This is a genomic window from Arsenicicoccus sp. UBA7492, from assembly GCF_002479615.1.
In the GTDB taxonomy this organism is placed as follows: domain Bacteria; phylum Actinomycetota; class Actinomycetes; order Actinomycetales; family Dermatophilaceae; genus Arsenicicoccus; species Arsenicicoccus bolidensis.
Window position 1 is genome coordinate 1 of record NZ_DLOE01000044.1, and the last position, 25,146, is coordinate 25,146.

Here is a 25,146-nt window from a genome sequence, read left to right on the forward strand (position 1 = left end):
GGGACCAACCGGGCACCCCACACGCCCCGAGCGACGGTGCCGGTGCGGGTGCGGTGTCCTGGCATGATCGCCTCCAGGTCGTGGGTGGTCAGGTGCGGATGGTCTCGGTGGTGGCGGTTCCCTGCATGGCCTTGCCGCCGATGGGCAGGAAGCGGGGGGACCACGGGACGCTGGTGGTGATCACCACGTCGCGTCCCTGTACAGAGACGTTGCCAGAGACTCCGATCTGGGCTAGGTAGTCCTGGGCGGCGGAGGCGCCTTCGCCGGGGTCGACGTCGGCGAGCTTGCCCTCGATCGCGGCAGGTGTCAGGTGTTGTCCCGCGGCGCGGGCGGCCTCGTTGGCGGCCAGCTGCGCCATGCGCGCGGCGCGGATCTTGCTAGACCCGTCCGCGACCAGGCCGGCGATCATGAACAGCGCGCCGACGACGACGGCGAACCAGATCGTGCTCGAGCCTCGCTCGTCGACGAGGATGCGGCGCAGCCTGGTGATCATCAGCTCCTCCCCCGGTAGGTATCGATCACGCTCGTGTACCGACCCGTGAACGCCTTGGTCGAGGGCAGGCCAGGTACAGGCAGGTCCCCCAGCTCGGCGTTGCACGTCACGGATACGGCCACTAGCGCGGTCTGCCCCGGCTCAGTGCCGAACCCCGAGGTGTCCACGCTCACTGACCGGTTGTCGCAGGAGACGCCATCCTGCGCAAGCTGCGCGGCGGCCGCCGCATCGGCGGCGCCCTGGGCTTCTCCCCCGGTCCGTGAGATCGACGCCGCCCGCGCGGCCATGAATGCGGCCGCATCGACGGAGGTGTTGGCCTTGGCCATCCGCCCGAAGGCAATCATCAGTGGGATGAGCAGGATCACCGCAGTCACGGCGATCGCGGTCTCCACGGGACCGAACCCGTCCTCGCGACGCAGTAGCGCTACCAGTCGGGAGGTCATGGCTGGGTGATCCTCTCGGCAGGCCCGGCTGCCACCACATCGATGCGTGGCATGGGGAAGCCGGGCACGAGTGACGGAGCGTCAGCGGTGACGCGTGCCGTGACCAGATCACCGCGGCTCACGCTTACGGAGATGCCTCGGAGCAAGCCGGGCGCGACCTGCTCGATGTTCGACAGGGCGGCGGCTTGCCCCGCTCCCCCATCGGAGTCCATCGTCCGAGCAGCCTCCACCCCGACCTGCGCGGCACCAGACGCCACGGCCCTGGCATGTCCGTACAGGCCAGCCTGGATGATCACGAAGGTCAACAGCAGCACCGCCGGGGCGATAACCGCGGCCGATGCCGGCCCGTCTCCCCGCTCGTCCCTGAGGGATCGGCGAAGTCGCGCCACCAGACGTGAGGGCGCGAGCGCGGAGAGGTGGGGCATGGGTCGGCTCAGAAGTGGGCGTACTTGGCGACGGCGGCGGTGATGAGGCCGACGAGGGTTACGCCGGCTGCGACGCCGCCGGCGATGATGACGGCGTTGTCGGTGGGGCCGTCACCGGTTTCGTCTGTGGCGGCGGCCTGGAGTCGGGAGTTGACGGTCATGGCGGCGGCGGTGACCTTGGCGCTCAGGTAGTCCATGGGGTGCTCCTTGTGAATGATCCTGACGGACTCCTTCATTCAAGGTGTCGTGTCAAGAATTTCCGGGGTGCGGCCACAGAGGTTGAGGCCACGTAGGGGAATTGTCACATGTTGACGTGGTATGTGCAGGGGGCGGGCGTGCTGGCCGAGGGCCCTTAGGAGGCGAGGGAGACGGCGGCCGGGAAGATCAGCAGGATCAGCAGGACGCCGATGAGTGCGGCGGTGGGGATCTGCATCGCTGTGGTGGCCTTGGCGGCAGCGACCTGCTCGACGGTGAGCATTCGGTCGCGCAGGCTGGCCGCGCGGGCCATCAGCCCGCCCGTGACGCCGGCACCGTCGCCGGCCAGCCGCGTGATGTCGGCGACTTCGCGCAGCTCTGGCATCTTGAGTCGGTCGGACAGGTCGTCCAGCGTGGCCCAGGGTGTCAGACCGGCGTAGCGGGCCAGGCGCAGCTCCTCGCGGATCCGCAGGAACATCCAGGCCTCGCTGACCGAGGCGGCTCGCTCCATGGACGCGACGATCCCTGTCGACGCTAGGCGCTGGATCGCCACGAGCCGCAGGTAGGAGATCGTCGCGAACGCGAAGTTGCGGCGGGCGTCTCGGGCACGGTTCCGCACCCGCTGATTCGGGACGTGCCACAGCAGGAGGGCCAGGACGATGCCCTCGAGGGGAAACACCGGCCACGGCAGGGGCAGGTCCAGGACGACCGAGAAGAGCCCCAGCAGGCCGGGGAAGACTAGGCCGATCAGCGCCCACAGGGTCTTGTCCGTGTAGAAGCGCGTCGTGGAGATGCCTAGCAGGTCCAGATCGGCCTTGGGCGTGGTCACGCCGGGCAGGTTGGACAGGTGCTGGGAGGACCAGCTGCCCATCTTCTCCGACCACGACGTCGGCACGGCCTCCTCGCTGCCCCGGAAGATCAGGTTCCGCGGAGCCAGGTTCTCAATCGCGTCACCCGCCCGAGCGTGACTGGGCCAGAACTCGCGCACCACCAGAGCCAAGCCGAGCCCTACGACCAGACCGCACAGCGTCAATGCCATCAGTGTGGTCATGACAGCGTCTCCCGCGGAGTGACTAGGAACCGCTCCGGGCTCGCCACCACCGACGCGGCTCTCATCCACGCCAGGCACCCCGCGAACAAGCTGGTGATCAGCGCGAGCGCGAGCTGGCCGATGGGGGTGGTGTAGACGCGGCCGTAGGGGGTGAAGAAGATGACGCCGATGGCGATGAGGATCATGATCACGGAGACGGCGCGGCAGGTGGCGAAGGCCTTGGCGTGCTCGATGCTGATGTCGCGTCGGGCGCGGACCTCGTCGGCGACCTCGATGGCGATGGCGTCGAGGCTGCGGGTGAGGCCGGCGCCGGAGACGTTGGCGGACATGACCAGGGCGGAGACGACGAAGTCGCCGATGGGTGAGTCGAGGTCGGCGGCGAACTGGTAGAGGGCGGCGTCCAGGGGGCGCCGGGCTTGGATGCGGGACACGAGTCGTTCGACGTCGTCGCGGATGAGAGCAGGGGCGCTGGGCAGGGTGGCGACGATGGCGGTCTTGAGCTGGGGGTTGGCGACGAGGAGGCCGTGGAGGGCTCGGACCCACTCCTCGATGGCCTCGAGGTGCTCTGGGGTCTCGCGGGGAGGAGGTGACAGGAGACGGGGTAGGCCGATCGCGACGAGGGGGGCCAGGACCAGGAGGATGAACCAGCCCTGGGTGGCGGCCATGACGATGGCGAAGACAAGGGCTGTGGACCCGAGGATCTTCTCCAGGCGGGTCAGGCGTGTCCAGGTGGGGCGGGGCCTGGGGCCGGCAGCGGCCGCACCGGAGGGTTTGACGTCGGTGGGGGTAGCGCCGATGGCAATCATGAGCAGGCCGAGGACGATGAGGACGCCGATGAGGGCGCCGGCGAGGGTGGTCATCGCAGGGTGCCTCCCATGGGGATCTTCAGGTCGAGGGCGTTGGGCCAGCGGGATGCGGTGGGGGTGAGCCAGCCGCGGTTGAAGCCGTGGCGCTCGAGGTCGCGCAGGCATTCGGGGTCGTCGCCGGTGGCGGTAGCGCGGCCGTCGGCGCCGCGGTCGAATACGGCGGTGTAGGAGATGGGGTCGCCTTCGTCATTGCCGGACAGGGTGAGCTCGTAGATCTGGTCGATGAACCGGTGGACTCCCCCGCCGACGTGGTGCTCGTCGACGTAGGCGCAGTGCACGATGAAGTCGACGTTCTGGGCGATGAGGCGGCGGGCGTAGTCGACGCCCACGTTGGCGCGGGCACGGGTGACGAGGGTGACCATGCGGTCGACGGTGTCCCGGGCCGAGCTGGCGTGCATGGTGGAAAGGGACGCGCGGCCGCCCTGCATGGCCTCGAGCATGGCGACGACCTCGTCACCGACGACCTCGCCGACCACGATGATCTGCACGTTCTTCTGCAGGGACAGCTCGACGAGACGGATCAGGCTCATCTCACCAATGGGCTTGCCGTCGGCGCCGATCTCACCCCCCTCTTGGGCCTCGGCCGCCCAGACGCGGTGGTGACGGTGGGGCATCTGGTGCATGAGCAGCTCGTACTGAGCCTCGATGGTGGCGATGCGGATGCTGGGGTCGAGAGCAGCCAGCACGGCGCGGGCGAGGGTGGTCTTGCCGGCCGCCGGGTCGCCGGCGATGACGATCGTCTTGCCAGCGCGGACGGCGGCTGCGATGAACTCGCGCAGGGCGTCGTTGATCGAGCCCATGGACTGCAGCTGGTCAAGGTCGGTGTCCACGAACCGGTGCTTGCGGATCGTGACCGATGGGCGGGGGGTTATCCATGCCTCGGCCGCGAGGCGGGACCCGTCAGGCAGGGTCATGCGCAGCTTCTTGGTGGCGATGGAGAAGTCCTTCTCCCCCGTCACACTCATGCGGGCCATCTGCTGCAGGTCAGCGATGAGCTGCTCGTCGGTGTCGGCGACGGCCGGGCCGCGCTCGAGGCGCCCGTCAGCGAACTGCAGCCAGACGTTGTCGCAGCCCTCGATCTCGATGTTCTCGATGCCCTCGCGGTCCAGGAGGGGCTGCAGCCGCCCGGCACCGAACAGTGCGTCCCACACGGCCTGCGCCATGGCCTGGCGGGCGTCGTAAGACAAGGCGGGCTGGCCGGCATGGACGATGCGGTTGGAGTAGTCAGTGATCTCTCCGGCGATCAGGTCGCGCATCATGTCGCCGTGCACGTCCGCGTTCAGCGCGGTACCGGCACTGACCCGCGCCTGGAACGCCTCGGTGACGGTCTTGCGGACCGCCTGCACCTCGGTGTAGTCCGGCACGATCGCGTCCTCATCGACCTGCACCACGCCCGCGGCCCCCGCCTCCGCGGCGGCGTGCTGGATGGGCTCTGCCACAGGCGGGATGCTGGGCTGGGGACGGGAGACCTGCGCGGCCTTGCGTAGCCGACCGGGAGCAGCACCGGCCAGGCCTCGCGCCTGCGGGCGCCGGGCAGCCTGAGTGGCCGAGGCTGCCCGGGCCGCGAACAGCGGCAGGGATGTGGGACTGGTCTGGTCCTGAGGCGCTGGGTCGACTTTGGGGGTCTTGGGCGTCACGCCGGATCTCCTTCGAGCGACATGATCGAGCGGGACGTGGCGGCGTGCTCGTGGGCTGCATCGATGAGGTGCCGCACGGTACGCACGTACGAGCGGCGGGCGTGCAGCCGCCCGGCCTTGAGCCCGTTGGAGTAGACCGCAGCCTGCCGCGCCCGGTGCGGCAGCGTCGCGACCACCCGGGTGGGATCGGCGACCTCCCGCACCTCCCTGCCCGCATACGGAGCCACTCCGAAGTCGTGCATCCCGAAAGGCCACCACCGGAACTCGCGCGGACCACCCTGGACTGCCACCACCCCCAGCCGCTGCGCCGTCCCGGACGCCGTCAGACTCTCACGCAGGTCAGGCAGCGCGATCGCGAGCGCGTTGAGGGATTGGAGGTTGGTGCGGGTGAGGACGAGGATGGTGTCGGCGGTGTCGACGAGGGCCCATGGGGAGTCGGCTTGGGTGATGCGGCCGGCGTCGATGAGGACGTCGGTGCCGGTGTCGGCGATCTGGCGCAGCGTGGAGGCCAGGGCTGGCCAGACGGGCATCATGGCGACGGACTGCTGTCCGGAGCCGATGGCGGGTAGGACCCAGCGTTGGGTGAGGCCGGGTAGCTGGAGGGTGGAGGTCCAGAGCCGGTCGATGAACTCGCTGGCGGGGTAGTTGGCGAGGTCGAGGACGGAGCGGTCGTGGCGCTGGGCGCCGTCCCAGAGGCCGGCGAGGATGGCGGAGCCGCCGGTGGGGTCGGCTTCGACGATGAGGGTGGGGCGGGTGGTCAGGTAGGCCCAGGCCAGGGCGGTGGTGGTGACGCCGGGTGAGCCGGTGATGGAGGTCAGTGCGTGGATCGCCATGGGGGCGTCACTTCCCGGTGGTGGAGTCGAGGACGAGGGTCAGTGCTCCGGTGCCGCCGGCGGTGGCGGCTTGGCGGGCCTGGTCGGCGGGCAGGAGGACGTCGACGGTGCGGATGCCGTCGCGGTTGGCGTCGCCGACGCTGACGATGCTGCCGGCCCAGGCGGAGCCGGGCTTGATGGTGGAGGCGGTGTTGGTGTTCTGGCTGTTGGCGGAGACGACGATGTGGACCTGGTCGCCGGCCTTGAGGCCGAGCTGGGGGTACTGGCCGGGCTTGACGCCGATGCCGACGACGCTGCTCCCGGTGCCTGGCACGATGGCGTCGACGATGCTGGAGGGGTTGAGGATGGTGCCCGCGTCGATGCGGTTGGTGACGGTCTTGCCGACCAGGGAGGCGCGTGCTCCCTCGGGGAGGGTGGTGGCGCCGTCGACGGTGCCGATCTGGACGGGCTTGAGGTCCTCGAGGGTGATCTTGTGACCGGGGTCGAGGCGGTTGGCGGTGACCAGGACGCTCTGGGGGGTGCCGCCGCGCTGGGCCAGGTAGGCGCCGCCGAGGCCGCCGAGTGCGGCGAGGGTGACACCGAGGGCGATGAGCGCGGGGCGTCGACGCTGTCGGATGGTGGGGGTGGGGGCGGCGGGAGGCTCCGGCTTGCTGCTCGCTGGCTCCGTTGCCCCGCTGGTGGGTGGGGTCGTGGGTGCCGCGGCCTGGTGTGGGCCGTGCGGCTTCCTGGAGGGCTTGTGGGAGGGCGTCATCGCGTCTCCTGGTCGTGACCGGGTCGGTCAGGTGGGGTTGTCGCTGAGGTAGGCCCGTAGCGCCACCGAGATCATGTGGCTGCGGTCTCGGGCCCCGGTCTGGGCTGTGAGCTCGTTGAGCTTGGTGGTCTGGTCGATGGTCGGGTACAGGGATAGGAGGGCCTTGTCGGTCCTGTCTTGGTCGGGGATGTCGAACAGGCCGCCGTCCTGGGGTGGCTTGTGGCCATGCAGGTCGGCTGTGACGAGATCCTTTAGCTGCGTGTGGGTCGCGTTCATGGCCATGAGGACCAGCGCGGTGCGGGTCACGCGCAGCTGGGCGCAGCGCAGCTCGATCGACCGCTTAAGGTCAATCGGGTAGAACACCGTGATGCGGCTGGTGAGGACCTTGTCGGCCTGCTTGCTGGCTGGCTCGTCGGTGGGGTGGGTCCTGGCGGAGGTCTTCGTCGTGGGGGCGGTTTTGCGGGCGGGTGCGCGCAGCTCGTCGGCGGACGGGACGCGTCGCGGAGCTGAGCTGCTGAAGGCACCCTTGAGGTCTCCCAGGCTCGTGTCGAAGCCGGCGTCGCTGGTCATGCTCGTGCCTCCTGCAGCTGGATCGCGCCCAAGATTTCACGCGACAGTGACATGTAGTCCCCCGCGAGGTTCTGTGCTGAGCGCGGGACCCCATTGGCCTCGACCTCGCCGCGCAGAACCTTCAGCCCGTCCTGCACCATCCCGGCCAGCTCCGTCGCTGACAGGCCACGGGCCCGGCTGTCCAGGGCCGCGGCTCCGGCGTGACGGATCACCGCCTCGAATACCGGTGCCACGTCGCCGAGCTCGTCCTGCAGGAATGTCCGCACCCGCGCGCGCATCTTGCTGGCGTTGGCGTCGACGTCGAAGAGCGTGAAGCCCAGGATCGTCAGGTGCGGGTTGAGCTCGCGGGCCAGCTTGTACTCCTCGGCCAGCAGTGCGATGCCCTTGAAGCTGGAGGAGTCGGCCTGGCACGGCACCACCACGTACTGCGCCGCCGTGAGGGCCTGACGCTGGATCGTGGTGGAGAACGGGGGGCAGTCCAGCAGGATGAAGTCGTAGTCGTCGGCGACGTCCGTGAGCGCCTCCGCCAGGCGCGAGTCGGCGATGTCGTTCAGGCGTAGCGCGAACGCCAGGTCCTCCCCCGCGACCGGTCCGCTGTTGATGACATCGAGGTTCTCGCGCACCTGGTGGATGGTCGGCCGCAGGGGCTGTCCGGTGACCAGTGCGTTGAACAGGGTCTCGCCCTGGTCGCCCTGCCCGGTGGAGGTGTAGCCGAGGTTCTCCCCCGCGTTGTCCTGGGGGTCTAGGACGACCAGCAGCACCCGGAGCCCGTTCGCGGCCAGGATGACCCCGAAGTTGCAGCTCACGCTCGTCTTTCCTACGCCGCCCTTGCCGATGGCGAACGCCACCACGCGGGCCTGCTGGTGTAGCCCAATGACCGGATCACCTGTCGGCATCCTGCCCTCCATCCCTCGTCGTGAACACGTGCGCTTCACTGTATGGCACACCTGTAGTGAGTGCAATGACTGGCACCTGGTGGCACACGGCGTGACAAGCATGTGATCAACCAGGGCATTAGCCAGGTTGGTTCCTAGATTGTTTACGTGTGACGCGTCAAGGGACGCATCCGTACTGACGACATGTGGGACGACAAGGTGCAGAGCAGGTGTGGCACACGGGTCAAGGACCGTGGGACAACACAGGGGGGCAGCGAGGGTCTCAACGTGGGGACTATCAAGTGAGGCGCCTACGCGGACGCACAGGGCCACGACATCTGTGACCACGATTAGGGCAACCAAGGTGGCGTACTAGTGGGCACACTGGTTGACACACCGGTAGTCATACCTAGTTAACCCACTAGTTAACCCACTAGTTAACCAACTAGTTAGACCTCTAGTGAGACTGCTGGCGAGTGCTGCACCCCGGCCACGCAGGCCAGGGGCTCACGCAGCCATGTCCGCTCGCACGGCCTCAGCCAGTTTGCGCACCGCCCGACTGTGCCGCTGACGGACCGCTGCTGCGGACAGACCCAGGTGCTGGGCGATGGCCGTCAAGGAGGCAGGCATCGGCCCCAGGTGAGCCAGGGCCAGAACCTGCGCGTCAACCTCGGTCAAGACCCCCCGATCTTGCGCCCACGTGATCACCGCCGTTGCGTCGGTGGACGGCACGCCGTGCCCCAGCGACGCAACGACGTCGACTCGCTGGTCGTCCAGGCGTCCCTGAAGCTGCGCCCGATGGATCCGCTCGTCCAGGTCGTCGCTCGCCGGCACGTCGGCGCGCCTGGCCGTCGCCAGCCGCTTGAGCGCATCCATCTTCAGGTTCGCTGCCACGCGACCGGTCCGGTGCAGGGGGTAGCGGCGGATGGTGACCCACATGGCCTCACAGGCCGCTGAAGCGCTGTCCTCCAGCATGCGCGAGCGGGCGGTGCTGGCAAGCCACTGGACGGTGCCGAGCATGGTCTGCAGGGTCGCTCGTGCCGCGGTGTCGTCGCCGGCGGCGGTCAAAGAGAGCAACGCGTGCAGGATGGCATCGCGGCGGGTGCTGTCGGCATGGAGGATGAGGTCGAGGAGCTCTTGCAATGTGGTGGGGCCCTCGAGGGCTGGGTACGTGGCCCACGTGGGGGAGGGGTAGGGCCGATCGGCGTAGCTGGTGACCCACTCGGCGTTGAGGTGGCCGAGGTAGCCGGCGCGGATGTATCGGTGGGCGATGGTGCTGGGTGCGGGCATGGCGGGCGCTCCTGGCGGGCGGTGACTGGTGTCGTCACCGTTGCGAGAGGCCCCGGGTCGTGTTCCTGTGCGCGGGGGATCGATGGGGTGGGCCGCGACCTGTACGTACAGGAAGAAGTGCGCTGGTCAGAGCCATCGAGTGGGCTGAATGGGTGAACCTGGCGGGCGGGGTAGGGGTGGCCGTGTCACGAATGGCCGACTGGGGTGGCTTACACGGAGATGTAGGGATTCGCCACCACCGACCTCCGAGGTGCTCATGCCAGACATCACCGACGACCTGCTGCCGGCGGACGAGATCGACGTGTTCCGGGACTCGGCGCTGGTGGTGGCGGTGCGTCAGGAGTGGGACGAGCTGCTGGTGCAGGCGCTGGTGGCTCCGGGGCTGGGCGTGGAGGCCGCACATCGCGTCGTCTCGTATGTCACTGGTCCGCGGCTTACTGAGGCGACGGAGGCGCTGAGCCGCATCGCCTCATGGACCCAGGAGAGCTGAATGACCATCGCGGACAAGATCCGACGCTCGCCGTCGGACCATGAACAGCGGCGAGGGCTCGCAGGAGACCTGGCGGGCCTGGGGAGCCCTCGCCGCGACGATGCGCCATTGGAGGGCGCGACGCGCCGTTCGTTGCTCAGACGGCGCAAGGACGAACGAGCCCCGGCGGAGCCGAGCCTGGCGGCGACGTGGACGACGGGGTCGAGGCTAACCACGCGGACCTTGCGGTGGGTGATCGCCGGGTCGATGCTGGCGGGACCGACCGCGGTGGCGCTGCACTTCCTGGATGCGCAGGCGCCCCCCGCCCCGGTGGCGGCCACGGGTCTGGACGAGCGACTGATGTCCAGGCGCAGCGTGGCCTCGGAGGTGGCTGCTCACTGGGTGCAGCTGTGGCTGACGACGCCCCAGGAGCGCGCTGACGACCTCGCGGCAGTGTTTCCCGGGCCGGTGCACCTGCCGAAGACGGCTGCGACGGTGGCCAACGTGCGGGTCCTCGATGCGTTGCCAGCCGCGCCCGGCGCGTGGGCGGTGACCGTCGGGGTGGACGTGACCCCGCCAAACCAGCCCGTCGTGCGCCGGTACTACCAGGTGCCGGTGGCGGTCTCGGGGGAGGCTGGTCAGGTGTCGGCGGCGCCGGCCGCGGTCCCGGCACAGGTCAGCGGACCGAGATCAACCGATGCATCCCAGGGCGCCTACATCGCAACCGTGTCCACCACGTCACCACTGGGGCAGACCGTCTCGGCGTATCTGACGTCGGCGCTGACCGGTCAGGGTGACGTGGCTCGGTACGTAACGCCAGGGCGTCCCCTTCAGGCCATCGCCACCGGGCCCGGTGTTTACGCCTCGGTGCAGGTCCAGTCGATCCAGGCCTCGCAGCGGGTCCCGGGCGCCGTCGACGACGCCACCCCGCCCGAGGGCGACACCGTGCACGTCCTCGTCCAGGCCGTCCTTGCCGAGAAGGGCGCGCCGCAGGGGGAGGGGCGGGCCACGACCTACCCCCTGACGCTGCGCGCCCGGGACGGCCGCTGGGAGATCTCAGCCATCGACGCCGCGCTGTATCAGCCCGACGACGGCACCCGCTCGGGTGCCTCCACCTCGAGCGCCACCTCGGTGCACTGACCCAAGGAGTTCCTCATGCTCACGACCATGACCATCACCGCCTCCCGCGTCCCGGCCGCCGACCTGTTCGGCACCAGCACCAGCCTCGGCGGCAAGTTCGAGACGGCGTGCATTGTCATCGCGGGCGCGTTCGTCGCCTTCTTCCTGCTCAAGCAGATGACCAAGATCAACACCGTCATGGGGGGTGTGATCGCGATCGCCGGCGCGTTCCTGCTCTTCTGGCTGCTGGACAACGTCAACAACGCACAGCTGCGCAAGCCCCTCGACGACACGGTGAAGGACAACGTCAAGGGGATGAGCCAGGTCCACCCGGACGGTGACCGGGCCACGACCTTCCTGCAGACCGGGAGCAGCGCATGAGCGCCCCCACCGGCGACACCCTGCGGTGGTACACCCGCGGCCTGCGGATCCCGAAGTTCATCGGCCGGCTGGCCACCGGCGAGTTCATCAAGGGCGGCCCCTACCCGCAGAACCAGGTCGCGACCTTCGCCGCCGTCGTCGTCCTCGGCATCTGGTCGATGGACCTGTGGGGACCCCTGGTCTCCGACGGCGACTACGCGTTCTTCGCGCGATACGGCGCCTTGATCGTGCTTGCTGCGGCGCTCAGCATCGCCGTGCGCGCCATGCCCCAGACCGCGGTAACCCCGGTCGCCATGGCCTCCGGCGCAGTGCGTAGCGCCACTCGCCCCAACCGTCAGCTCTACGACCGGCGCCCCCTGACCTCGGGACGCAGGAGCACGGTGCGTGTCGCCGCGACCGTCACCGACCTCGACCTGCAGACCTGGCTGCACGAGCAGCAGACCCCCCAGCCCGATCACGCAGCCCCGACTGCCCCGACGGGCGCACCAGCCCACCCTCAACCTGCCCCCGAGCCCACACCTGCCCCCACAGCGACGCCTCGGCACCCCACCCGCGTCGAGGACAAGCTGGCCGCGCTGCTCGTGGCTCAGAAGGGATGAAACGTGAGCAAGCACCCGCTGACTGATCTGGCCGGCCACCTGATGTGGACCCGCGACGGCACTGTGTGGGCCACCTGGCGCATCAAGCCATTGGCTTACAACAAAGCCCTCGATGACAAGTACGCCGTCATGAAGCTGCACCGGATGCTCGTGCGGGCCATCCAGGGCGAGGCGCTCATGTACTCCACCCTCGTGCAGGAAGACCCTGTCAGCGTCATCGACCGGATGATCGCCGACCTCGACCTGGAGCAGGTGCCCGCATGGGTAACCGAGTGCGAGGCCACCCTCGACACGCTGTCAGCTATCCCCCTTGGCCAGCGCCACCACTGGCTGTCAGTGCCGCTGAGCAACACCGGATCCCAGCGACTTACCACCCCCGCCCGCGCCGTCATGCGCAACCTTCGAGAGGCTCTTGATCTGCCCCTGGACCGGCCCCGCCCAGAAGACCTAGCTGCCCGCGCACTGCAAGCCGCCCAGATCGAGGACCTGATCCCGGCACCTTTTGAACCCACCCGGGTCAGCGTCGCCGAGCAGATCTGGTACCAGACGCACTGCCAGCGCCGCGGCCAGCTCGATATCCCCCTGCCCGAGCCCGGCAGCACCAGCGAGGAGCTGCTCGAGCTCGCCGGGATACACCTGCCCAGGCCGATCTTGGACGAAGGCGCCCGCAGCGACGAGACCACCGCCTCGCGAGCCAACCTCCTGGCCCAGCGCGTCCTAAAGATCTCCGACGCAGCAGCCCTCGACACCCTCGACATGGCCCCCAGCTACCAGGCGCTGATGGCCGTCTCCGAAGCCCCCGTCGGCGGCCTGATCTTCCCCGGCAGCGAGGTCCTCGACGGCCTGGACAAGACCGGCCTGGACGTCGACTGGGCGATCCGCCTGCGCATCAACAGCCGGGACAAGGTCCTGGCCCGCAACCGCAAGGCCGTCCGCTCCCTCAACGAGCAGTACCTCCAGCGCGAGCGCGAGACCACCACGGGGCTGCATGACCTGCGCCTGGCCGCGGAGCTGCTCACCGAGTACGACGAGCTGTTCGCCAGCGACAAGTTCGAGGTCGAGGTGGAGCACACCATCGTGATGGCGGTCGCTGCGGCCGCGACGGGGGAGGACAGCACCCCGGAGCAGATCAACGCACTGGCCCAGGACCAGGCCAACGCGCTGGCCAAGCTGATGTACTCCACGTCCGGGATCAAGCTGGAACGGCTGCCTGGCCACCAGGAGGATCTGTGGTGGGCAATGCAGCCAGGTACGCCTCGCTCCTCGATCGTGCAGGCCTACCGGCAGTACACCAGCAGCGGGCACTTCGCCAAGCTGGTCCCTTACGTGTGTTCCCGGCTCGGCGGCAGCTCGGGCCCGGTGCTGATGCTGGACATGTCCAGCAGTCGGCCCCGCCCGGTGCACATCGACCCGTCCGGCTACCCCGAGCTGGACATGTCCGGATCGATGCTCTGGGTCGCCGAGCTGGGCGCCGGCAAGACCGTCGGGCAGAAGACCGTGTGCAGTCACGTCGTCGACCAGGGCGGGCAGTTCTGGGCCGTCGACAAGTCCGACGATGGTGAGTGGGCCCGCTTCGCTGCCACCTTCGACTCGCATGCGATCGTCGACCCCTGGGAGCCCGCCTGGTCCATGGACCCCTTGCGGATCATGCCGGTGGAGACAGGGTCCGACATCGCCCGCAACGCGCTGGTGCAGCTGCTGGACCTCAACACCCAGGACCGCACCGGCCTGGACCTGGCCCGCGTCCTGAGCCCGGACTTCCTGACCAGCCGGGGCCTGGACGGGCTCGGCGACCTGACCCGCCACCTGCTTGAGACCGACGAGCCCGGCCTGTCGGCCGGCAAGGACCTCGGCGAGCGCCTGGCGCTGTGGGCCGATAATCCGCTGGCGCGGGTGTGGTTCGACCAGGGGCTGCCGCCGGTGCCGTTGGAGGTGGATGCGACGGCGTGGTTGACGCGGGGGCTGGGGCAGCCGACGGCTGACGAGCTGGCGAACCCGAACCTCTTTCGGCAGTTGCCGGTCGAGAAGATCTTTGGGCGGGCCTACTACCGGCTGCTGACGGGGTTGGCGCGACGGCTCTGCTTCGCCGATCGGTCGCGGCCGACGGTGTTCAACATCGATGAGCTGTACGACTTCACGCAGAACCCGGCGAATGTGGTGGACCTGCAGCACTTCGTGCGTCAGGGCCGGCGGCCCAAGGCTCTGGTGTGCGGGGGCACTCACGACGTGGGGGACACCAATGATGAGGTGCTGTCGGGGTTGATTCCGACCCGGATCTTGATGCGGCACCGTGATGGTGCGCTTGCGGCGCGGGGGCTGCGGTGGCTGGGGCTGGACGAGGCGGACCCGGAGTTCGCGATGCGGCTCAAGCAGGTGCGTGAGGACATGTCGCCGGTGCTGGGTGAAGCCGGTGTGCCGGCGGGCCGTCGGGGGGAGTGTCTGGTGCGGGACGCGTTTGGGAACATCGGCTTCGCGAAGGTGCTGCCACCGAGCAACCCGCGTCGTCGGGTGGCGGTGCTGAGCACTCCGCCGAAGGCATCGGTGCGGCGATGAGCGTCGTGGTGGCCCGTCTGGTGGCGGACCTGGCCAGTGTGCGGGTGCGGGTGCAAGGTCGTGCTCGTCGTGCGCGGCGGCACGCGCGTGCTCGTCTGGCGGTCCGGGTGCAGGCCGTCGTGGGTGCGGTGCTGGTGCTGAGCGTTACCTCGTCGGTCGCGGCGTATGCCGCGGACGGTGCGACCCCGGCCGGGAATCCCTTCCTGGATGCGTTCTTGGTGAAGGACTCGCGGGGGATCTCGATCAGTCAGTACGAGCTGTCGATCGGGGGGGACGCGGGGTTCAACCCGGTTGCCGGGGCGATCCAGGGGACCGCCGGGTTCTTGCTCGGGATGGGGTGGGACATCTATCGGATGTGCGTGGCGGTGTCGCTGTGGCTGTTCGACTTCGCGCTCCAGTTCAAGCTGCTGGACGTGTTCCGGCCGTTGGCGGCGCAGATCGCGACGGTGCTGGCCACGACGATCGGCAAGGTCGGGATTGTGGCCGGGCTGACCGTGGTCGGGTTCATCTTCGGGGTCGTGGCCATCAACCAGGGCCGTACGGCGCTGGGCATCGCGGAGATCTTCATGGTGATCCTGTTCAGCTGGGCGGTCACCTCGCCGCTGGCCAACCCGGTGACGATGATCGCCGGCGGCGGGGGCACAGACGGGTGGCTGCGCAACGCGGCAGACTCCGGGATCGCGCTGTCTTCTCAGATCACCTCCGGTGGGCAGAACACCACCACGGACCCGGAGGCGCTGAAGGCGCAGACCAGTGGGCAGCTCGTCGACATCTTCGTGCGGGCACCGCACCAGCTGATCAACTACGGTGCGGTCCTCGACAAGGACAGCAAGTGCGTGGCGGTGTACGACCAGGTGCTCAAGGCGGGGCCCTATGGGACCGAGCCGACGGCGCGGGACAAGGTCGGGGCCTGCAATGAGGGGTACAAGAAGGCGGCCGACTCGCCCCAGCAGGGGTTGCTGGGGCTGTTCACGGTGGGTCTCAGCTCACCGGTCCTGATCCTGCTGGTCGTCGTGCTCGCGGTCGGGTTGACGTTGCTGACCATGCTGGCGCTGTTCGAGGCGTCGACGTTCGTAGTGCGGCTGCTGAAGGGCATCATCCCGGGCGCCTCGCGCACCGAGGCCGTGGAGGCGATCGGGGTGGTGCTGGTCGTGTGCATCACGATCGTGGCCAACCTGTTCGCCATCGGGGTGTTCAACGCGGCCATGAAGGCGTTGTTCTCGGCCGACACCGGGTGGAACGCGCTGCAGATCTTCATGGTGCTGGACCTGGTGCTGGTGGTGGCGCTGATCTACCTGACCAGCAGCTTCCTCAAGGCGCGCAAGGCGGGCAAGAAGTGGGGCCAGCGAGCAGGGACGGGGCTGTCTCCGTCGGCTCGGTCGGCGAACGACCCCGCACGGGTCAACCCGGTCGGGGTGGCGGCCCGCGCTGTCACTGAGCACGCCCGAGCCAAGTACCTGGCGACGCGGGGCGCCAAGACGGCGGTCACGGCCGCCGGGATCGGCGCGGGTGCCCGCGAGGGCGTCGACCAGGCCCGGCAGGCTCACCCCGCGATGCGCGCTGCTGCGGGCGCGACCAAGATCACCGGGACCGCGGCGAAGGTGGCCCTGCAGTCCACGATCGGCGCGCCGGTGTACGTGCCGCGAGCCGTGGGCGTGGCGAAGAAGGCCGCCGCCGCCCGCAAGGCCGCGATGGCCGCCAAGCTCGAGCACGCCAAGGTCAGCGCGTACGTCAAGTACGACGACACGAAGAAGGACGCGAAGGCCTTCGGGAAGGAGTACGCGCACAACGTCGGGACCACGGCCCGGACCGTGTCGCGTGTCAGCGGGGCCGCCAAGCTCGCCCAGGTCGCCGTCGGGATGGGCGCCGGACCCGCCGCCGCGGGCGCCCTGGCCGGGGCCGCGTACTTCGCGCAAACCCAACCGGCCAAGAAGACCAACCAGGACACCCGGCAGGTCCGGGCCGACACGCGCCCAGCCCCCAGGAACCCGGTCACGCCACGGGTGCCGGCGGTCCCCGTCAGGCAGGCGCAACCCACCCCTGGCCACAGGCAGAGCCCAGACAGGCAGACCACGACGAAGGCACCCTCCCGCCCGGCCGGCACGAGCGCTGGACCCGCCACGCCTGCGCCCGCACCCAACGGAGGCCAGCACCGGCAGCGCCCGCTGCACCCCTCCGCGACGCGCATCCGCAGCCAGGCCGACATCGAAAGCTCCAACAAGGCCTTCCTGAACCAGCTGCGTGAGCGCACCGCCACCCGACCCCGCCCCAGCAGGATCGGAGACCCGCGGTGAAGGCACTGTCCCGCTTCGTCGTCCCCGCACTGGCCCTGCTGGGCATCGTCCTGCTCACGCTGGGACTACGGCAGACGCCCGCCACCCAGTCGAGCCCGACCAGCCCCGAGACATCCCTGACATCCCCCAGACCCACCTCGAGCGCTGCGGTGCCCGGGACAGGGTCCGCGACGGCTGCGCGACCACCGGCCTCAGCCTCGTCGATCCCGGCACCGGCTTCCACGGTGGGATCGGCGAGCGCGACGAGCTCGGCGCCGACGGGGGATCTCGACGACACCGGGGTAGAGCTGACGGTGCCGGCCGCGCCCGGGCCGGTCGATCGCGCCGTGATGGGCTCGGCGAAGCGGTTCATGCAGGTCTTCGCCCGTCCGGGCGCGGGGGAACAGGCGTCGTGGTGGGCGAGGGTGAAGCCGTTGCTGACCTCGCAGGCAGCGCTGGACTACGAGGGGACCGATCCCGCGGCGGTGCCGGTCACGACGGCGACCGGGCAGCCGATGCTGGTGCCGATGCCGGCGGACAGCCCCACCAACCTGGTCGCGATGGTGGCGGTGCCCACCGACGTGGGGGTCTACACGGTGCACGTGCGGACCGTGGCGCCCTACCAGGTCACGCGGATCACCCCGCCGCGGCGGTGAGCGGGGATGCCCAAGCGACTCGTGATCGCGGTGGTCGCGGCCTTGGCCGCGCTGGTGCTGCTGGCACTGCCGGTGCTGGTCGTGCTGGTGGTGATGACCTCGATCACGGGGGTGCAGGCCGCGGCCGCGGCAGGGCCGTGCGGTCCCGCCGGGACGGGTGGGCAGAGCGTGGTGGTGCCCTCCGGGCCGGTGCGGTTGCCGTTCACCGGTGACTTCACCGTCACCAGCGAGTACGGGATGCGGATGCACCCCACCATCCACGTGTACAAGCTGCACACGGGGATCGACTTCTCGCCGCAGCCGCAGTACGGGCCGGTGCTGGCCGCCAAGGCGGGAGTGGTGCAGCGCGTGTTCACGTCCGCCGCGGAAGGCAACGTCGTCGAGATCGACCACGGGGCCGGCCTGGTCACCCGCTACCTGCACCTGTCGTCGACCACGGTCAAGGACGGGGACCAGGTCGTGGCCGGTCAGCAGATCGGCCTGGAGGGGAGCACGGGGCGCTCGACGGGGCCACACCTGCACTTCGAGGTGCGCATCAACGGGGCCCCGACCGATCCCCGCCCATGGCTGGAGGCCCAGGGTGTGCGCGTGCCGGCCAAGGGCGTAACGGCCACGGCGCCCGCGGCGGCGGCCACGCCGAGCACGGTGGCGGCGCCGACCGTGCTCGGCTCCGGACCTGCCTCCGCGGCGACCGGGACGGCCTCGGCGGTCGTCGGGGCGCTGCCGACCCGGGTCGGGTCCTGGCAGGGCGAGCAGGTCACCAACGCAGCCCAGATCATCCGAGCCGCGCAGGCCCGTGGCATGGGGACCTGGGAGACCACACTGGCGGTGAGCGTCGCGATGAGCGAGTCCAGCCTGACGAACCTCAACCACGGTGACGCCGCGCGCAACGACACCATCGGCCTGTTCCAGGAGGGCCCCGAGCGAGGCCCCTACGAGCAGCGCATGAACGCCGCCGGCGCCACGAACATCTTCCTCGACTACCTGCTGAAGGTCCCCAACTATCGGTCCTTGGCGCCCACGATCGCCGCCCACAAGACGCAGGCCAACGCCGACCCCTATCACTACGAGCCGCTGTGGAACGACGCGGTACAGATGGTGTCGACGCTGACCGCGGACCCGAACCTGCTCAAGAGCTTGCCCACCGGGGCCGGCGCACAGGCCCCCTGCGCCCCCGGCAGCGGATCCAGCGACCTGCCGCCAGCCCCGGGAAACCTGCCCGGCCTGGACGGCGGCGCGTGCCCGGCCACGACCAGCCCCGCCGAGCGAGGACTGAGACCGGCCACGCTGCGCGTGCTGCGGTGCGGCGCGAAGGCCTTCCCCGGCGTCAAGACCTTCTACGGGGTCGGCGGCCGCCCTGGATCCTCGGACCACCCCTCGGGGCTCGCCGTCGACCTGATGATCGAGAACTACCGCACCCCCCAGGGGCGGGCCTACGGGTGGCAGGTCGCGAACTGGACCCGCGCCCACGCCCACGAGCTCGGGATCAAGAACGTCATCTACGACGCCCGCATCTGGTCCCCCCAACGCGACGGCGAAGGGTGGCGGCCCTACGAGCACATGCTCGGCAACACCGACGACACCCTCGCTCACCGCGACCACGTACACATCTCCCTCAACCCCTCCTGACCAGCGACGACGACCACGTACAGGGCGGGCGTACCGGGGGGCCAGTCGTCCCTGCGGGCGCCGCGCGCGAGGCCGGCTCCGGTGGGTGCCGCCACCTGAACCCGGGCGCATCAGGAGGGGGACTGCGACGAAGACGGCTCCAGCAGGACCCGTCGCCTCCGACTGCCGCGCACGAGGGCCGCTCACGACCCGCTGCAGAGCCACCCCCACCGCGGCGCCCCGGCCGCACCGCCACGTCACCACCGATGCCGCAGGCACTCACAGCGCGCAGCGCGCCGCCCGGCCGGAGCCCACGCCCGTCGGCACCACCGCCGACGAGCACAACGCCCAGGGCGTTGACTAGTGCACAGGCTAGGGGCCTGACTAGCGCCCCGATCAGGGACTCGACTAGGCAGACGCCCACCGCGCCACGGCAGCAAGCCACCACCGCAGTCAGGCACGGCAGCAACCACGCCGAGACCGTGCTGTCGAGATGCAGCCAAGACTGCACGATGTCGTGCGGCGTACATTGCAGAGATCGGCCCGCTCGGTGGGGTCGTGCAAGATCGCCCGCGAGTGATCTGGAGAGGTCACGTCCTATATGCGGCCAGAAGAGCGCGTTCCTCGCAGCCAGCTCGCCGTCGTGAACGACCTGCGAACAGTCGTCGGGGTGACAGTCCGGTAACGGTGCTTCTGGCCTGACGCGCCAGTCCTCGAGTTTGCTGAGGGTCAGTCGATGGTTTGTGCGCGGAGGCGTAGGGCGTTGGCGATGACGCTGACGCTGGAGAGGGCCATGGCGGCTGCGGCGATGATGGGTGAGAGCAGGAGCCCGAAGACGGGGTAGAGGACGCCGGCGGCGATGGGGATGCCGAGGGCGTTGTAGACGAACGCGAAGAACAGGTTCTGTCGGATGTTGCGCATGGTTTTCTCGGAGAGTTCGCGTGCACGGACGATGCCGGTGAGGTCGCCCTTGAGGAGGGTGACTCCAGCGCTCTCCATGGCGACGTCGGTGCCCGATCCCATCGCGATGCCCACGTCAGCGGCAGCCAGTGCGGGGGCATCGTTGACGCCGTCGCCAGCCATCGCGACCACGCGGCCTTCGCCCCGGAGCTTGGTGACGATGTCGCTCTTGTGGTCGGGCAGGACTTCAGCTTCGACCTGGTCGATGCCGAGCGTCTTGGCCACAGCGTGGGCGGTGACGCGGTTGTCGCCGGTGAGCATGACGATCCGAATGCCTTCCTCCCGCAGTGTCTTTAGCGCGGCGGGCGTGGTGGCCTTGATGGGGTCTGCGATCGCGAAGAGGCCTACGAGCCGGCCATCGGCTCCCATGTAGATGACGGTGGCTCCGTCGCCGCGCAGCTCATCGGCACGGTCCTTGAGGTCGGTGGTGTCGATGTGGTGGGAGTCGAGGAAGTCGGAGCTGCCGAGGACCAGGACCTGTCCTTCGACGGTGCCTATGACGCCGCGGCCGACTGGTGAGTCGAAGTCTGTGACGTCGGGGATGGGCAGGCTCCGGGCGGTGGCGGCTTCGACCATGGCCAGGGCGAGCGGATGCTCGGAGGCACGCTCGACACCGGCGGCGAGGCGCAACAGGTCGTCCTCGGAGTGTTCGCTGGTGGTGACGATGTTGGTGACGGTGGGCCGGCCCTCGGTGAGGGTCCCGGTCTTGTCGATCACGAGGGTGTCGACCTTCTCCATACGCTCGAGGGCTTCGGCGTTCTTGATGAGCACGCCCAGTCCCGCGCCGCGTCCGACTCCGACCATGATCGACATGGGGGTGGCCAGCCCAAGCGCGCAGGGGCAGGCGATGATCAAGACCGCGACGGCGACGATGAGCGCGTGCGCCAGTTTGGGGTCGGGTCCGACCAGCGCCCACACGATGAACGCGACGACGGCGATGACGATGACGGCCGGCACGAAGATGCCGGCGACTTTGTCGGCCATGCGCTGGATGGGGGCGCGGGAGCGTTGCGCGTCGGCGACCATGGCGACGATCCGGGCGAGCATGGTGTCGCGGCCGACCTTCTCGGCGCGCATGATCAGGGCGCCGCTGCCGTTGATGGTGCCGCCGATGACGGTGTCTCCGCTGGTCTTGGTCACGGGCATGGATTCCCCGGTGACAAGGGACTCGTCGACTGCTGAGCGGCCTTCCTCGACTCTCCCGTCGACGGGCACGGCCTCGCCGGGGCGGACCCGCAGCCGGTCCCCGAGTTGGACCGTGTCCAGAGAGATCTCTTCGTCATCGCCACTGTCGGTGATGCGGCGGGCGGTCTTCGGTGTCAGATCCAGCAGGGCCTTGATGGCTCCGGAGGTCTGTTCGCGGGCACGCAGCTCGAGGACTTGCCCGAGCAGGACCAGGGTGGTGATGACGGCAGCGGCTTCGAAGTAGACATCGACGGTGCCCGCGTCGCCGCGGAAGGAGGCGGGGAAGATCCCGGGCGCGACGGTCGCGATGACGCTGAACAGCCACGCGATGCCGGTGCCCATCGCGATGAGGGTGAACATGTTCAGGTTGCGGGTGCGGACCGAGGCCCAGCCGCGCACGAAGAAGGGCCACCCGGCCCACAGCACCACCGGCGTGGCCAGGATGAGTTGGAGCCAGACGGAGGCACGCGCGGAGATCAGGTCATGCAGGAAGGGGACGAAGTGGCGGCCCATCTCGAGGATCACGATCGGGATGGTCAAGGCGGTGGCGACCCAGAAGCGGCGGGTCATGTCGGCAAGTTCCGGGCTGGGACCGGTGTCGGCGGTGACGGTGACCGGCTCGAGAGCCATCCCGCAGATCGGGCACGACCCAGGACCGGGACGGCGGATCTCGGGGTGCATCGGGCACGTCCACTCGGCAACGTCTTCGTTCACGTCATGGTTGCGCGAGGCCGCGTCGTCGGAGTCTTGTGGGGGCGTGAGGAAGCTGGCCGGGTCGCCCTGGAAGCGGTCGCGGCAACGCTCAGAGCAGAAGTGGTATAGCGTGCCCTCGTGATCGAGGGTCAGCGCCGTGTTGGGATCGACCTGCATCCGGCACACAGGGTCGGTCACGGAATGGCCGGTCTTGGTGACGCTCTGGTGGTGCTCATGGTCGTGCTGCATGTCCAGGTCTCCTCCGGCAGAACTCGTGCCGCCCGTTGTGGTCGCCACGGCTGGGCGTGGGTCAGTTGCGGCGGGCGGTGTAGCCGGCCTCGACGGCGGCGCTGACGACAGCGTCGTCGGAGACGTGTCGTGGGGCGGTTGGGGTTCTCACGGCTTGTGCTCGTGGTTGGTGCCGTGGTTCATCCAGGCCATCATCACGCCCATAATGAGCAGGCAGCCCAGGGCGTAGAGCAGGCCGCCGGCGCCCAGGCCGCCGGTCGCGATCAAGGTGCCCACGATCAGCAGCATGGGCACGCACATGAGCCACATCAGCCAGTGGTGGCCGCTGCGGCGACCGGGCTCAGTGGGGGATGACTCGGTGGGGGTCGGCTCGGCGGGTGGGGTGAGGGGTGCGTAGGTCGGGTTCGGGGTGTTCTGCTGTTGCATGGCTGCTCCCTTGGTCTCGGTTGCGGTGCTCGGGGCTGTCCCCGGGTGCTTTCAGCCTGCGAGGTCGATGTGGCCCTCGGGTCGTGGTTCGGTGAAGATCTGGTCTAGGTCTATGCGGGCTTCACAAGAGCTTCTCGACGGTGGCGCCCCCGTCGACGGTGCGCAGTACTGCGCCGTCGGCGACGAGGATGGTTTCGATCTGGCCGTCGGTGCCGCGTTGGGCGAACAGGGCCTGTGGAGCTCCGATGCGCTTGGGTTGCAGGGTCCAGGTCGCTCCGGTGTCGTTGCTGGTCGCGATCTGGCCGTTCGCGGTGGCGATCACGATGGTTTGCTCGTCGGCCCACGCAGCGAGCAGGGCCGTAGCGGGTGGGGTCAGGCCCTTCCAGGAGCGGCCGTCGTCGGTGCTGTGGAGGAGCCCGGTTTCGGTGGTGGCCAGCAGTGCTCCGGTTTGCGGTGACGCGGCCAAGGTGCGGGGGGCAGCCGGGATGGTGCGGGTGCTCCAGGTCTCGCCGTCGGTGGTGCTGCGAAGAGTGCCATCGAAGCCGACCACGCTGGTTGGGCTTGAGGTGAGGGCGTGGAAGTCGGACTCCCCGCCTCGAGAGCTGACGCGCCACGTGCGACCGGAGTCGGTGGAGGTGATGAGCCCGACCGGCTGGGGCAGGTCGACGCCTGCGCCGGGGTGCCCGGAGGCGTAGTAGGTGCCGTCCGGGGCGACGGTGAAACCCATCAGGTCGATGACCGGTCCGTTCTGGAGGAGTTCGCCGTTAGCGTGGCGGAAGAGTCCCTCATGGGTGGCCAGGAGTAGGTCACCGGTCTTGGGGTCGCGGGCGACAGCGTGGATGTGGGTGATCGCGACCGGCGGTTGGTTGGCCGCAGATGCTGTGGAGGCTGACCCTCCTCCGGCCACGGTGGGGGTCGCGATGGACGTCGTATTGCCGGTAGGTGTGGTCGTGACGCCACACGCGGCCAGAATCGTCGTGGTCACGAGTACGCCCCCTGCGACGAGGACGCGGCGTCGGGTGGTGGTGATCATCAGCGGTACTCCAGGGCGATCATCATGCCCGCTTCTGCGTGGTAGATGTTGTGGCAGTGGATCATCCAGTCGCCAGCGTTGTCGGCGTCGAGGTCGATCGCGAAGGACTGCATGGGCGCCATCAGCACGGTGTCCTTGCGCAGCCCCGAGGGCAGCGCGAAAGTGTGCCCGTGCAGGTGCAGCGGGTGGGTCATCATCGTCATGTTGGTGGCGTTGATCCGCAGCCGTTGCCCAGCCCTGACGGTCAGTGGCTCGTTCTCGCCGTACTTGGCGCCGTTCATGCCCCACTGGTAGGGCTTCATCGAGCCTTGCAGGGCCAGGTCGACGGTGGCGTCCGGCTCCTTGCCCGGCAGCTTGGCGGCTTCGGTCGGGCGCAACTGTGAGCCGATGAGGACCTGACCAGCCAGCTCGCTCGGGTCAGCGGCAACCGGAGGAGCAGCGCCGGCGCCGGTACGGACCACGGCCATGGCCTGGCCGCCGCTGGTCTTGCCGAACGGTCGGGCCACAAGGGGGAAGGCGCCGTCAGCGAGGGTGACGATGGCGTCGTACCGCTCGCCCATCCCGATGTAGAAGGCGCCAACCTCGGTGGGCTCGACCGCGTGCCCGTCACTGTGGGTGATGGTGAGCCGGTGCCCACCAAGGGCCACGGCGAAGATGGTGTCGGAAGCCGCGTTGATGACCCGCAGCCGCACCTTCTGGCCCGGCTTGGCGGCCAGCACGTCCGGGTCGGTCGGGGGTTTGCCGTTGATCAAGAACAGCGGATAGGTGATGTCGCCGGCGTCACCCCACGGTCCGGTCCCCATCGACATCCCACCCATCGAGCCGTGGTCCATCCCGCCCATTCCGCCTCCGTTGGCGGGGCCACCGTCGGCGATCAGCTTCTTGAACACCTCGTCGGGGGTGGTGCCGGTGCCATCGATCCAGTCGTCGAGGACGAGGATCCACTCGGCGTCGTAACCGCCGGGGTCGCCGGGGTCGTCGATGATCATCGGGGCGTACAGCCCGCGGTCGAGTTGGACCCCGACGTGGGGGTGAAAGAAGTAGGTGCCCGGATCCGGAGCGGTGAACTCGTACACGAACTTGCCGCCGGTCTTGACCGGATCCTGGGTGAGGCCGGGGACGCCGTCGGCGGCGTTGGGCAGTCGGATGCCGTGCCAGTGAATCGTGGTGTCTGCGGGGAGCTGGTTGTCGAGCGTGAGTCGCAGGAAGTCACCCGCGGTCGCTCGCACCAACGGGCCGGGAAGCGCACCGTCGTAGGCCCACGTCGCCACCGTCCGCCCGCCCAGGTCAAGGCTGACCGGCCGGGCCGTCAACGTCTTCTCGAGTACCTTCTGTCCCGGTGAGGGGGAAACTGGCGTCGGGGGCCCGAAGGTGCGCGACGGCATAACCCCCGTCCCTGACGAACTGGAGGTGCACGCGGCCAACGTTGCGGTCGAGGCCAGGCCGAGCCCGCCGAGAAGGATGTTGCGGCGGGAGAGCAAGGGCGAAGTCATGGATGCCTTTCATTGGGTGG

Annotated in this window: 24 protein-coding genes; 8 read left to right on the forward strand and 16 right to left on the reverse strand. The window is 69.3% G+C overall.

Annotated elements, in window-relative coordinates:
* Positions 1-88: 88 nt before the first annotated feature.
* The 12 genes from B4E97_RS13310 to B4E97_RS13365 all read right to left on the reverse strand — a co-directional run bounded on the left by B4E97_RS13310 (position 89) and on the right by B4E97_RS13365 (position 9,429).
* Positions 89-493, reverse strand: coding sequence for a pilus assembly protein TadG-related protein (locus tag B4E97_RS13310; protein WP_286960187.1), 405 nt, complete (start codon positions 491-493; stop codon positions 89-91).
* Positions 493-936: a TadE/TadG family type IV pilus assembly protein gene (locus B4E97_RS13315; protein ID WP_286960188.1), complete on the reverse strand. Its 444-nt coding sequence runs from the start codon at positions 934-936 to the stop codon at positions 493-495. The genes B4E97_RS13310 and B4E97_RS13315 overlap by 1 nt, the downstream gene beginning before the upstream one ends.
* Complete coding sequence (locus B4E97_RS13320; RefSeq protein WP_286960189.1) at positions 933-1,361, reverse strand: TadE/TadG family type IV pilus assembly protein; 429 nt, start codon at positions 1,359-1,361, stop codon at positions 933-935. The genes B4E97_RS13315 and B4E97_RS13320 overlap by 4 nt, the downstream gene beginning before the upstream one ends.
* Before the next feature lie 8 nt (positions 1,362-1,369).
* Positions 1,370-1,558 carry a hypothetical protein gene (locus B4E97_RS13325; RefSeq protein WP_286960191.1) on the reverse strand — a complete coding sequence of 63 codons (189 nt, stop codon included), beginning with the start codon at positions 1,556-1,558 and terminating at the stop codon, positions 1,370-1,372.
* Between the two features lie 155 nt (positions 1,559-1,713).
* A complete protein-coding gene (locus B4E97_RS13330) occupies positions 1,714-2,607 on the reverse strand; it encodes a hypothetical protein (protein ID WP_286960192.1) in 894 nt (297 codons plus the stop codon).
* Complete coding sequence (locus B4E97_RS13335; RefSeq protein ID WP_286960193.1) at positions 2,604-3,467, reverse strand: type II secretion system F family protein; 864 nt, start codon at positions 3,465-3,467, stop codon at positions 2,604-2,606. The genes B4E97_RS13330 and B4E97_RS13335 overlap by 4 nt, the downstream gene beginning before the upstream one ends.
* Positions 3,464-4,912, reverse strand: a complete 1,449-nt coding sequence (locus B4E97_RS13340; RefSeq protein WP_286960194.1) for a CpaF family protein — start codon at positions 4,910-4,912, stop codon at positions 3,464-3,466. Before B4E97_RS13340 ends, B4E97_RS13335 begins: the two co-directional genes overlap by 4 nt.
* Positions 4,913-5,106: 194 nt before the next feature.
* Positions 5,107-5,943 (reverse strand): hypothetical protein, encoded by an 837-nt coding sequence (locus B4E97_RS13345; protein WP_286960196.1) that lies wholly within the window; start codon positions 5,941-5,943, stop codon positions 5,107-5,109.
* Between the two features lie 7 nt (positions 5,944-5,950).
* A complete protein-coding gene (locus B4E97_RS13350; RefSeq protein ID WP_286960197.1) occupies positions 5,951-6,694 on the reverse strand; it encodes an SAF domain-containing protein in 744 nt (247 codons plus the stop codon).
* A gap of 27 nt (positions 6,695-6,721) precedes the next feature.
* Complete coding sequence (locus B4E97_RS13355) at positions 6,722-7,264, reverse strand: hypothetical protein (protein WP_286960198.1); 543 nt, start codon at positions 7,262-7,264, stop codon at positions 6,722-6,724.
* A complete protein-coding gene (locus tag B4E97_RS13360) occupies positions 7,261-8,160 on the reverse strand; it encodes a ParA family protein (protein ID WP_286960199.1) in 900 nt (299 codons plus the stop codon). The genes B4E97_RS13355 and B4E97_RS13360 overlap by 4 nt, the downstream gene beginning before the upstream one ends.
* A gap of 486 nt (positions 8,161-8,646) precedes the next feature.
* Positions 8,647-9,429, reverse strand: coding sequence for a sigma factor-like helix-turn-helix DNA-binding protein (locus B4E97_RS13365; protein ID WP_286960200.1), 783 nt, complete (start codon positions 9,427-9,429; stop codon positions 8,647-8,649).
* 256 nt (positions 9,430-9,685) lie between these two features.
* On the opposite strand from B4E97_RS13365, the gene B4E97_RS13370 reads away from it, so the two are divergent.
* The 8 genes from B4E97_RS13370 (at position 9,686) to B4E97_RS13405 (ending at position 19,108) form a co-directional block, all read left to right on the forward strand.
* Entirely contained in the window at positions 9,686-9,919 is a 234-nt protein-coding gene (locus B4E97_RS13370; RefSeq protein ID WP_286960202.1) for a hypothetical protein, read from the forward strand.
* Positions 9,920-10,150: 231 nt separating this feature from the next.
* Positions 10,151-11,038: a conjugal transfer protein gene (locus B4E97_RS13375; protein WP_286960204.1), complete on the forward strand. Its 888-nt coding sequence runs from the start codon at positions 10,151-10,153 to the stop codon at positions 11,036-11,038.
* Positions 11,039-11,053: 15 nt separating this feature from the next.
* A complete protein-coding gene (locus tag B4E97_RS13380; protein ID WP_286960205.1) occupies positions 11,054-11,398 on the forward strand; it encodes a hypothetical protein in 345 nt (114 codons plus the stop codon).
* The gene (locus tag B4E97_RS13385; RefSeq protein WP_286960206.1) at positions 11,395-11,997 is read left to right on the forward strand and encodes a hypothetical protein; all 603 of its coding nucleotides are present in this window, start codon (positions 11,395-11,397) and stop codon (positions 11,995-11,997) included. The genes B4E97_RS13380 and B4E97_RS13385 overlap by 4 nt, the downstream gene beginning before the upstream one ends.
* 3 nt (positions 11,998-12,000) lie before the next feature.
* On the forward strand, positions 12,001-14,550 hold the full coding sequence (locus tag B4E97_RS13390) for an ATP-binding protein (RefSeq protein ID WP_286960209.1): 2,550 nt from the start codon (positions 12,001-12,003) through the stop codon (positions 14,548-14,550).
* Positions 14,547-16,844, forward strand: a complete 2,298-nt coding sequence (locus B4E97_RS13395; RefSeq protein WP_286960210.1) for a hypothetical protein — start codon at positions 14,547-14,549, stop codon at positions 16,842-16,844. Before B4E97_RS13390 ends, B4E97_RS13395 begins: the two co-directional genes overlap by 4 nt.
* Complete coding sequence (locus B4E97_RS13400) at positions 16,841-17,479, forward strand: hypothetical protein (RefSeq protein ID WP_286960211.1); 639 nt, start codon at positions 16,841-16,843, stop codon at positions 17,477-17,479. The genes B4E97_RS13395 and B4E97_RS13400 overlap by 4 nt, the downstream gene beginning before the upstream one ends.
* A 6-nt stretch (positions 17,480-17,485) precedes the next feature.
* Entirely contained in the window at positions 17,486-19,108 is a 1,623-nt protein-coding gene (locus B4E97_RS13405) for a peptidoglycan DD-metalloendopeptidase family protein (RefSeq protein WP_286960212.1), read from the forward strand.
* A gap of 708 nt (positions 19,109-19,816) precedes the next feature.
* On the opposite strand, the gene B4E97_RS13410 is transcribed toward B4E97_RS13405, so the two are convergent.
* The 4 genes from B4E97_RS13410 to B4E97_RS13425 form a co-directional block, all read right to left on the reverse strand.
* Positions 19,817-22,174, reverse strand: a complete 2,358-nt coding sequence (locus tag B4E97_RS13410; RefSeq protein WP_286960213.1) for a heavy metal translocating P-type ATPase — start codon at positions 22,172-22,174, stop codon at positions 19,817-19,819.
* 147 nt (positions 22,175-22,321) lie between these two features.
* Complete coding sequence (locus tag B4E97_RS13415; RefSeq protein WP_286960215.1) at positions 22,322-22,600, reverse strand: hypothetical protein; 279 nt, start codon at positions 22,598-22,600, stop codon at positions 22,322-22,324.
* Positions 22,601-22,721: 121 nt separating this feature from the next.
* The gene (locus B4E97_RS13420; protein ID WP_334139080.1) at positions 22,722-23,633 is read right to left on the reverse strand and encodes a F510_1955 family glycosylhydrolase; all 912 of its coding nucleotides are present in this window, start codon (positions 23,631-23,633) and stop codon (positions 22,722-22,724) included.
* Complete coding sequence (locus B4E97_RS13425) at positions 23,633-25,126, reverse strand: multicopper oxidase family protein (RefSeq protein ID WP_286960217.1); 1,494 nt, start codon at positions 25,124-25,126, stop codon at positions 23,633-23,635. Before B4E97_RS13425 ends, B4E97_RS13420 begins: the two co-directional genes overlap by 1 nt.
* Positions 25,127-25,146 lie beyond the last annotated feature (20 nt).

Excerpts from the sequence above, each read along its gene's own strand:
- B4E97_RS13405 (WP_286960212.1), top strand. The coding sequence starts at position 17,486 with ATGCCCAAGCGACTCGTGATCGCGGTGGTCGCGGCCTTGGCCGCGCTG.
- B4E97_RS13360 (WP_286960199.1), bottom strand. The coding sequence starts at position 8,160 with ATGCCGACAGGTGATCCGGTCATTGGGCTACACCAGCAGGCCCGCGTG.
- B4E97_RS13335 (WP_286960193.1), bottom strand. The coding sequence starts at position 3,467 with ATGACCACCCTCGCCGGCGCCCTCATCGGCGTCCTCATCGTCCTCGGC.
- B4E97_RS13315 (WP_286960188.1), bottom strand. The coding sequence starts at position 936 with ATGACCTCCCGACTGGTAGCGCTACTGCGTCGCGAGGACGGGTTCGGT.
- B4E97_RS13395 (WP_286960210.1), top strand. The coding sequence starts at position 14,547 with ATGAGCGTCGTGGTGGCCCGTCTGGTGGCGGACCTGGCCAGTGTGCGG.
- B4E97_RS13325 (WP_286960191.1), bottom strand. The coding sequence starts at position 1,558 with ATGGACTACCTGAGCGCCAAGGTCACCGCCGCCGCCATGACCGTCAAC.
- B4E97_RS13320 (WP_286960189.1), bottom strand. The coding sequence starts at position 1,361 with ATGCCCCACCTCTCCGCGCTCGCGCCCTCACGTCTGGTGGCGCGACTT.
- B4E97_RS13365 (WP_286960200.1), bottom strand. The coding sequence starts at position 9,429 with ATGCCCGCACCCAGCACCATCGCCCACCGATACATCCGCGCCGGCTAC.
- B4E97_RS13370 (WP_286960202.1), top strand. The coding sequence starts at position 9,686 with ATGCCAGACATCACCGACGACCTGCTGCCGGCGGACGAGATCGACGTG.
- B4E97_RS13355 (WP_286960198.1), bottom strand. The coding sequence starts at position 7,264 with ATGACCAGCGACGCCGGCTTCGACACGAGCCTGGGAGACCTCAAGGGT.
- B4E97_RS13310 (WP_286960187.1), bottom strand. The coding sequence starts at position 493 with ATGATCACCAGGCTGCGCCGCATCCTCGTCGACGAGCGAGGCTCGAGC.
- B4E97_RS13415 (WP_286960215.1), bottom strand. The coding sequence starts at position 22,600 with ATGCAACAGCAGAACACCCCGAACCCGACCTACGCACCCCTCACCCCA.
- B4E97_RS13385 (WP_286960206.1), top strand. The coding sequence starts at position 11,395 with ATGAGCGCCCCCACCGGCGACACCCTGCGGTGGTACACCCGCGGCCTG.
- B4E97_RS13330 (WP_286960192.1), bottom strand. The coding sequence starts at position 2,607 with ATGACCACACTGATGGCATTGACGCTGTGCGGTCTGGTCGTAGGGCTC.
- B4E97_RS13410 (WP_286960213.1), bottom strand. The coding sequence starts at position 22,174 with ATGCAGCACGACCATGAGCACCACCAGAGCGTCACCAAGACCGGCCAT.
- B4E97_RS13380 (WP_286960205.1), top strand. The coding sequence starts at position 11,054 with ATGCTCACGACCATGACCATCACCGCCTCCCGCGTCCCGGCCGCCGAC.
- B4E97_RS13350 (WP_286960197.1), bottom strand. The coding sequence starts at position 6,694 with ATGACGCCCTCCCACAAGCCCTCCAGGAAGCCGCACGGCCCACACCAG.
- B4E97_RS13425 (WP_286960217.1), bottom strand. The coding sequence starts at position 25,126 with ATGACTTCGCCCTTGCTCTCCCGCCGCAACATCCTTCTCGGCGGGCTC.
- B4E97_RS13345 (WP_286960196.1), bottom strand. The coding sequence starts at position 5,943 with ATGGCGATCCACGCACTGACCTCCATCACCGGCTCACCCGGCGTCACC.
- B4E97_RS13420 (WP_334139080.1), bottom strand. The coding sequence starts at position 23,633 with ATGATCACCACCACCCGACGCCGCGTCCTCGTCGCAGGGGGCGTACTC.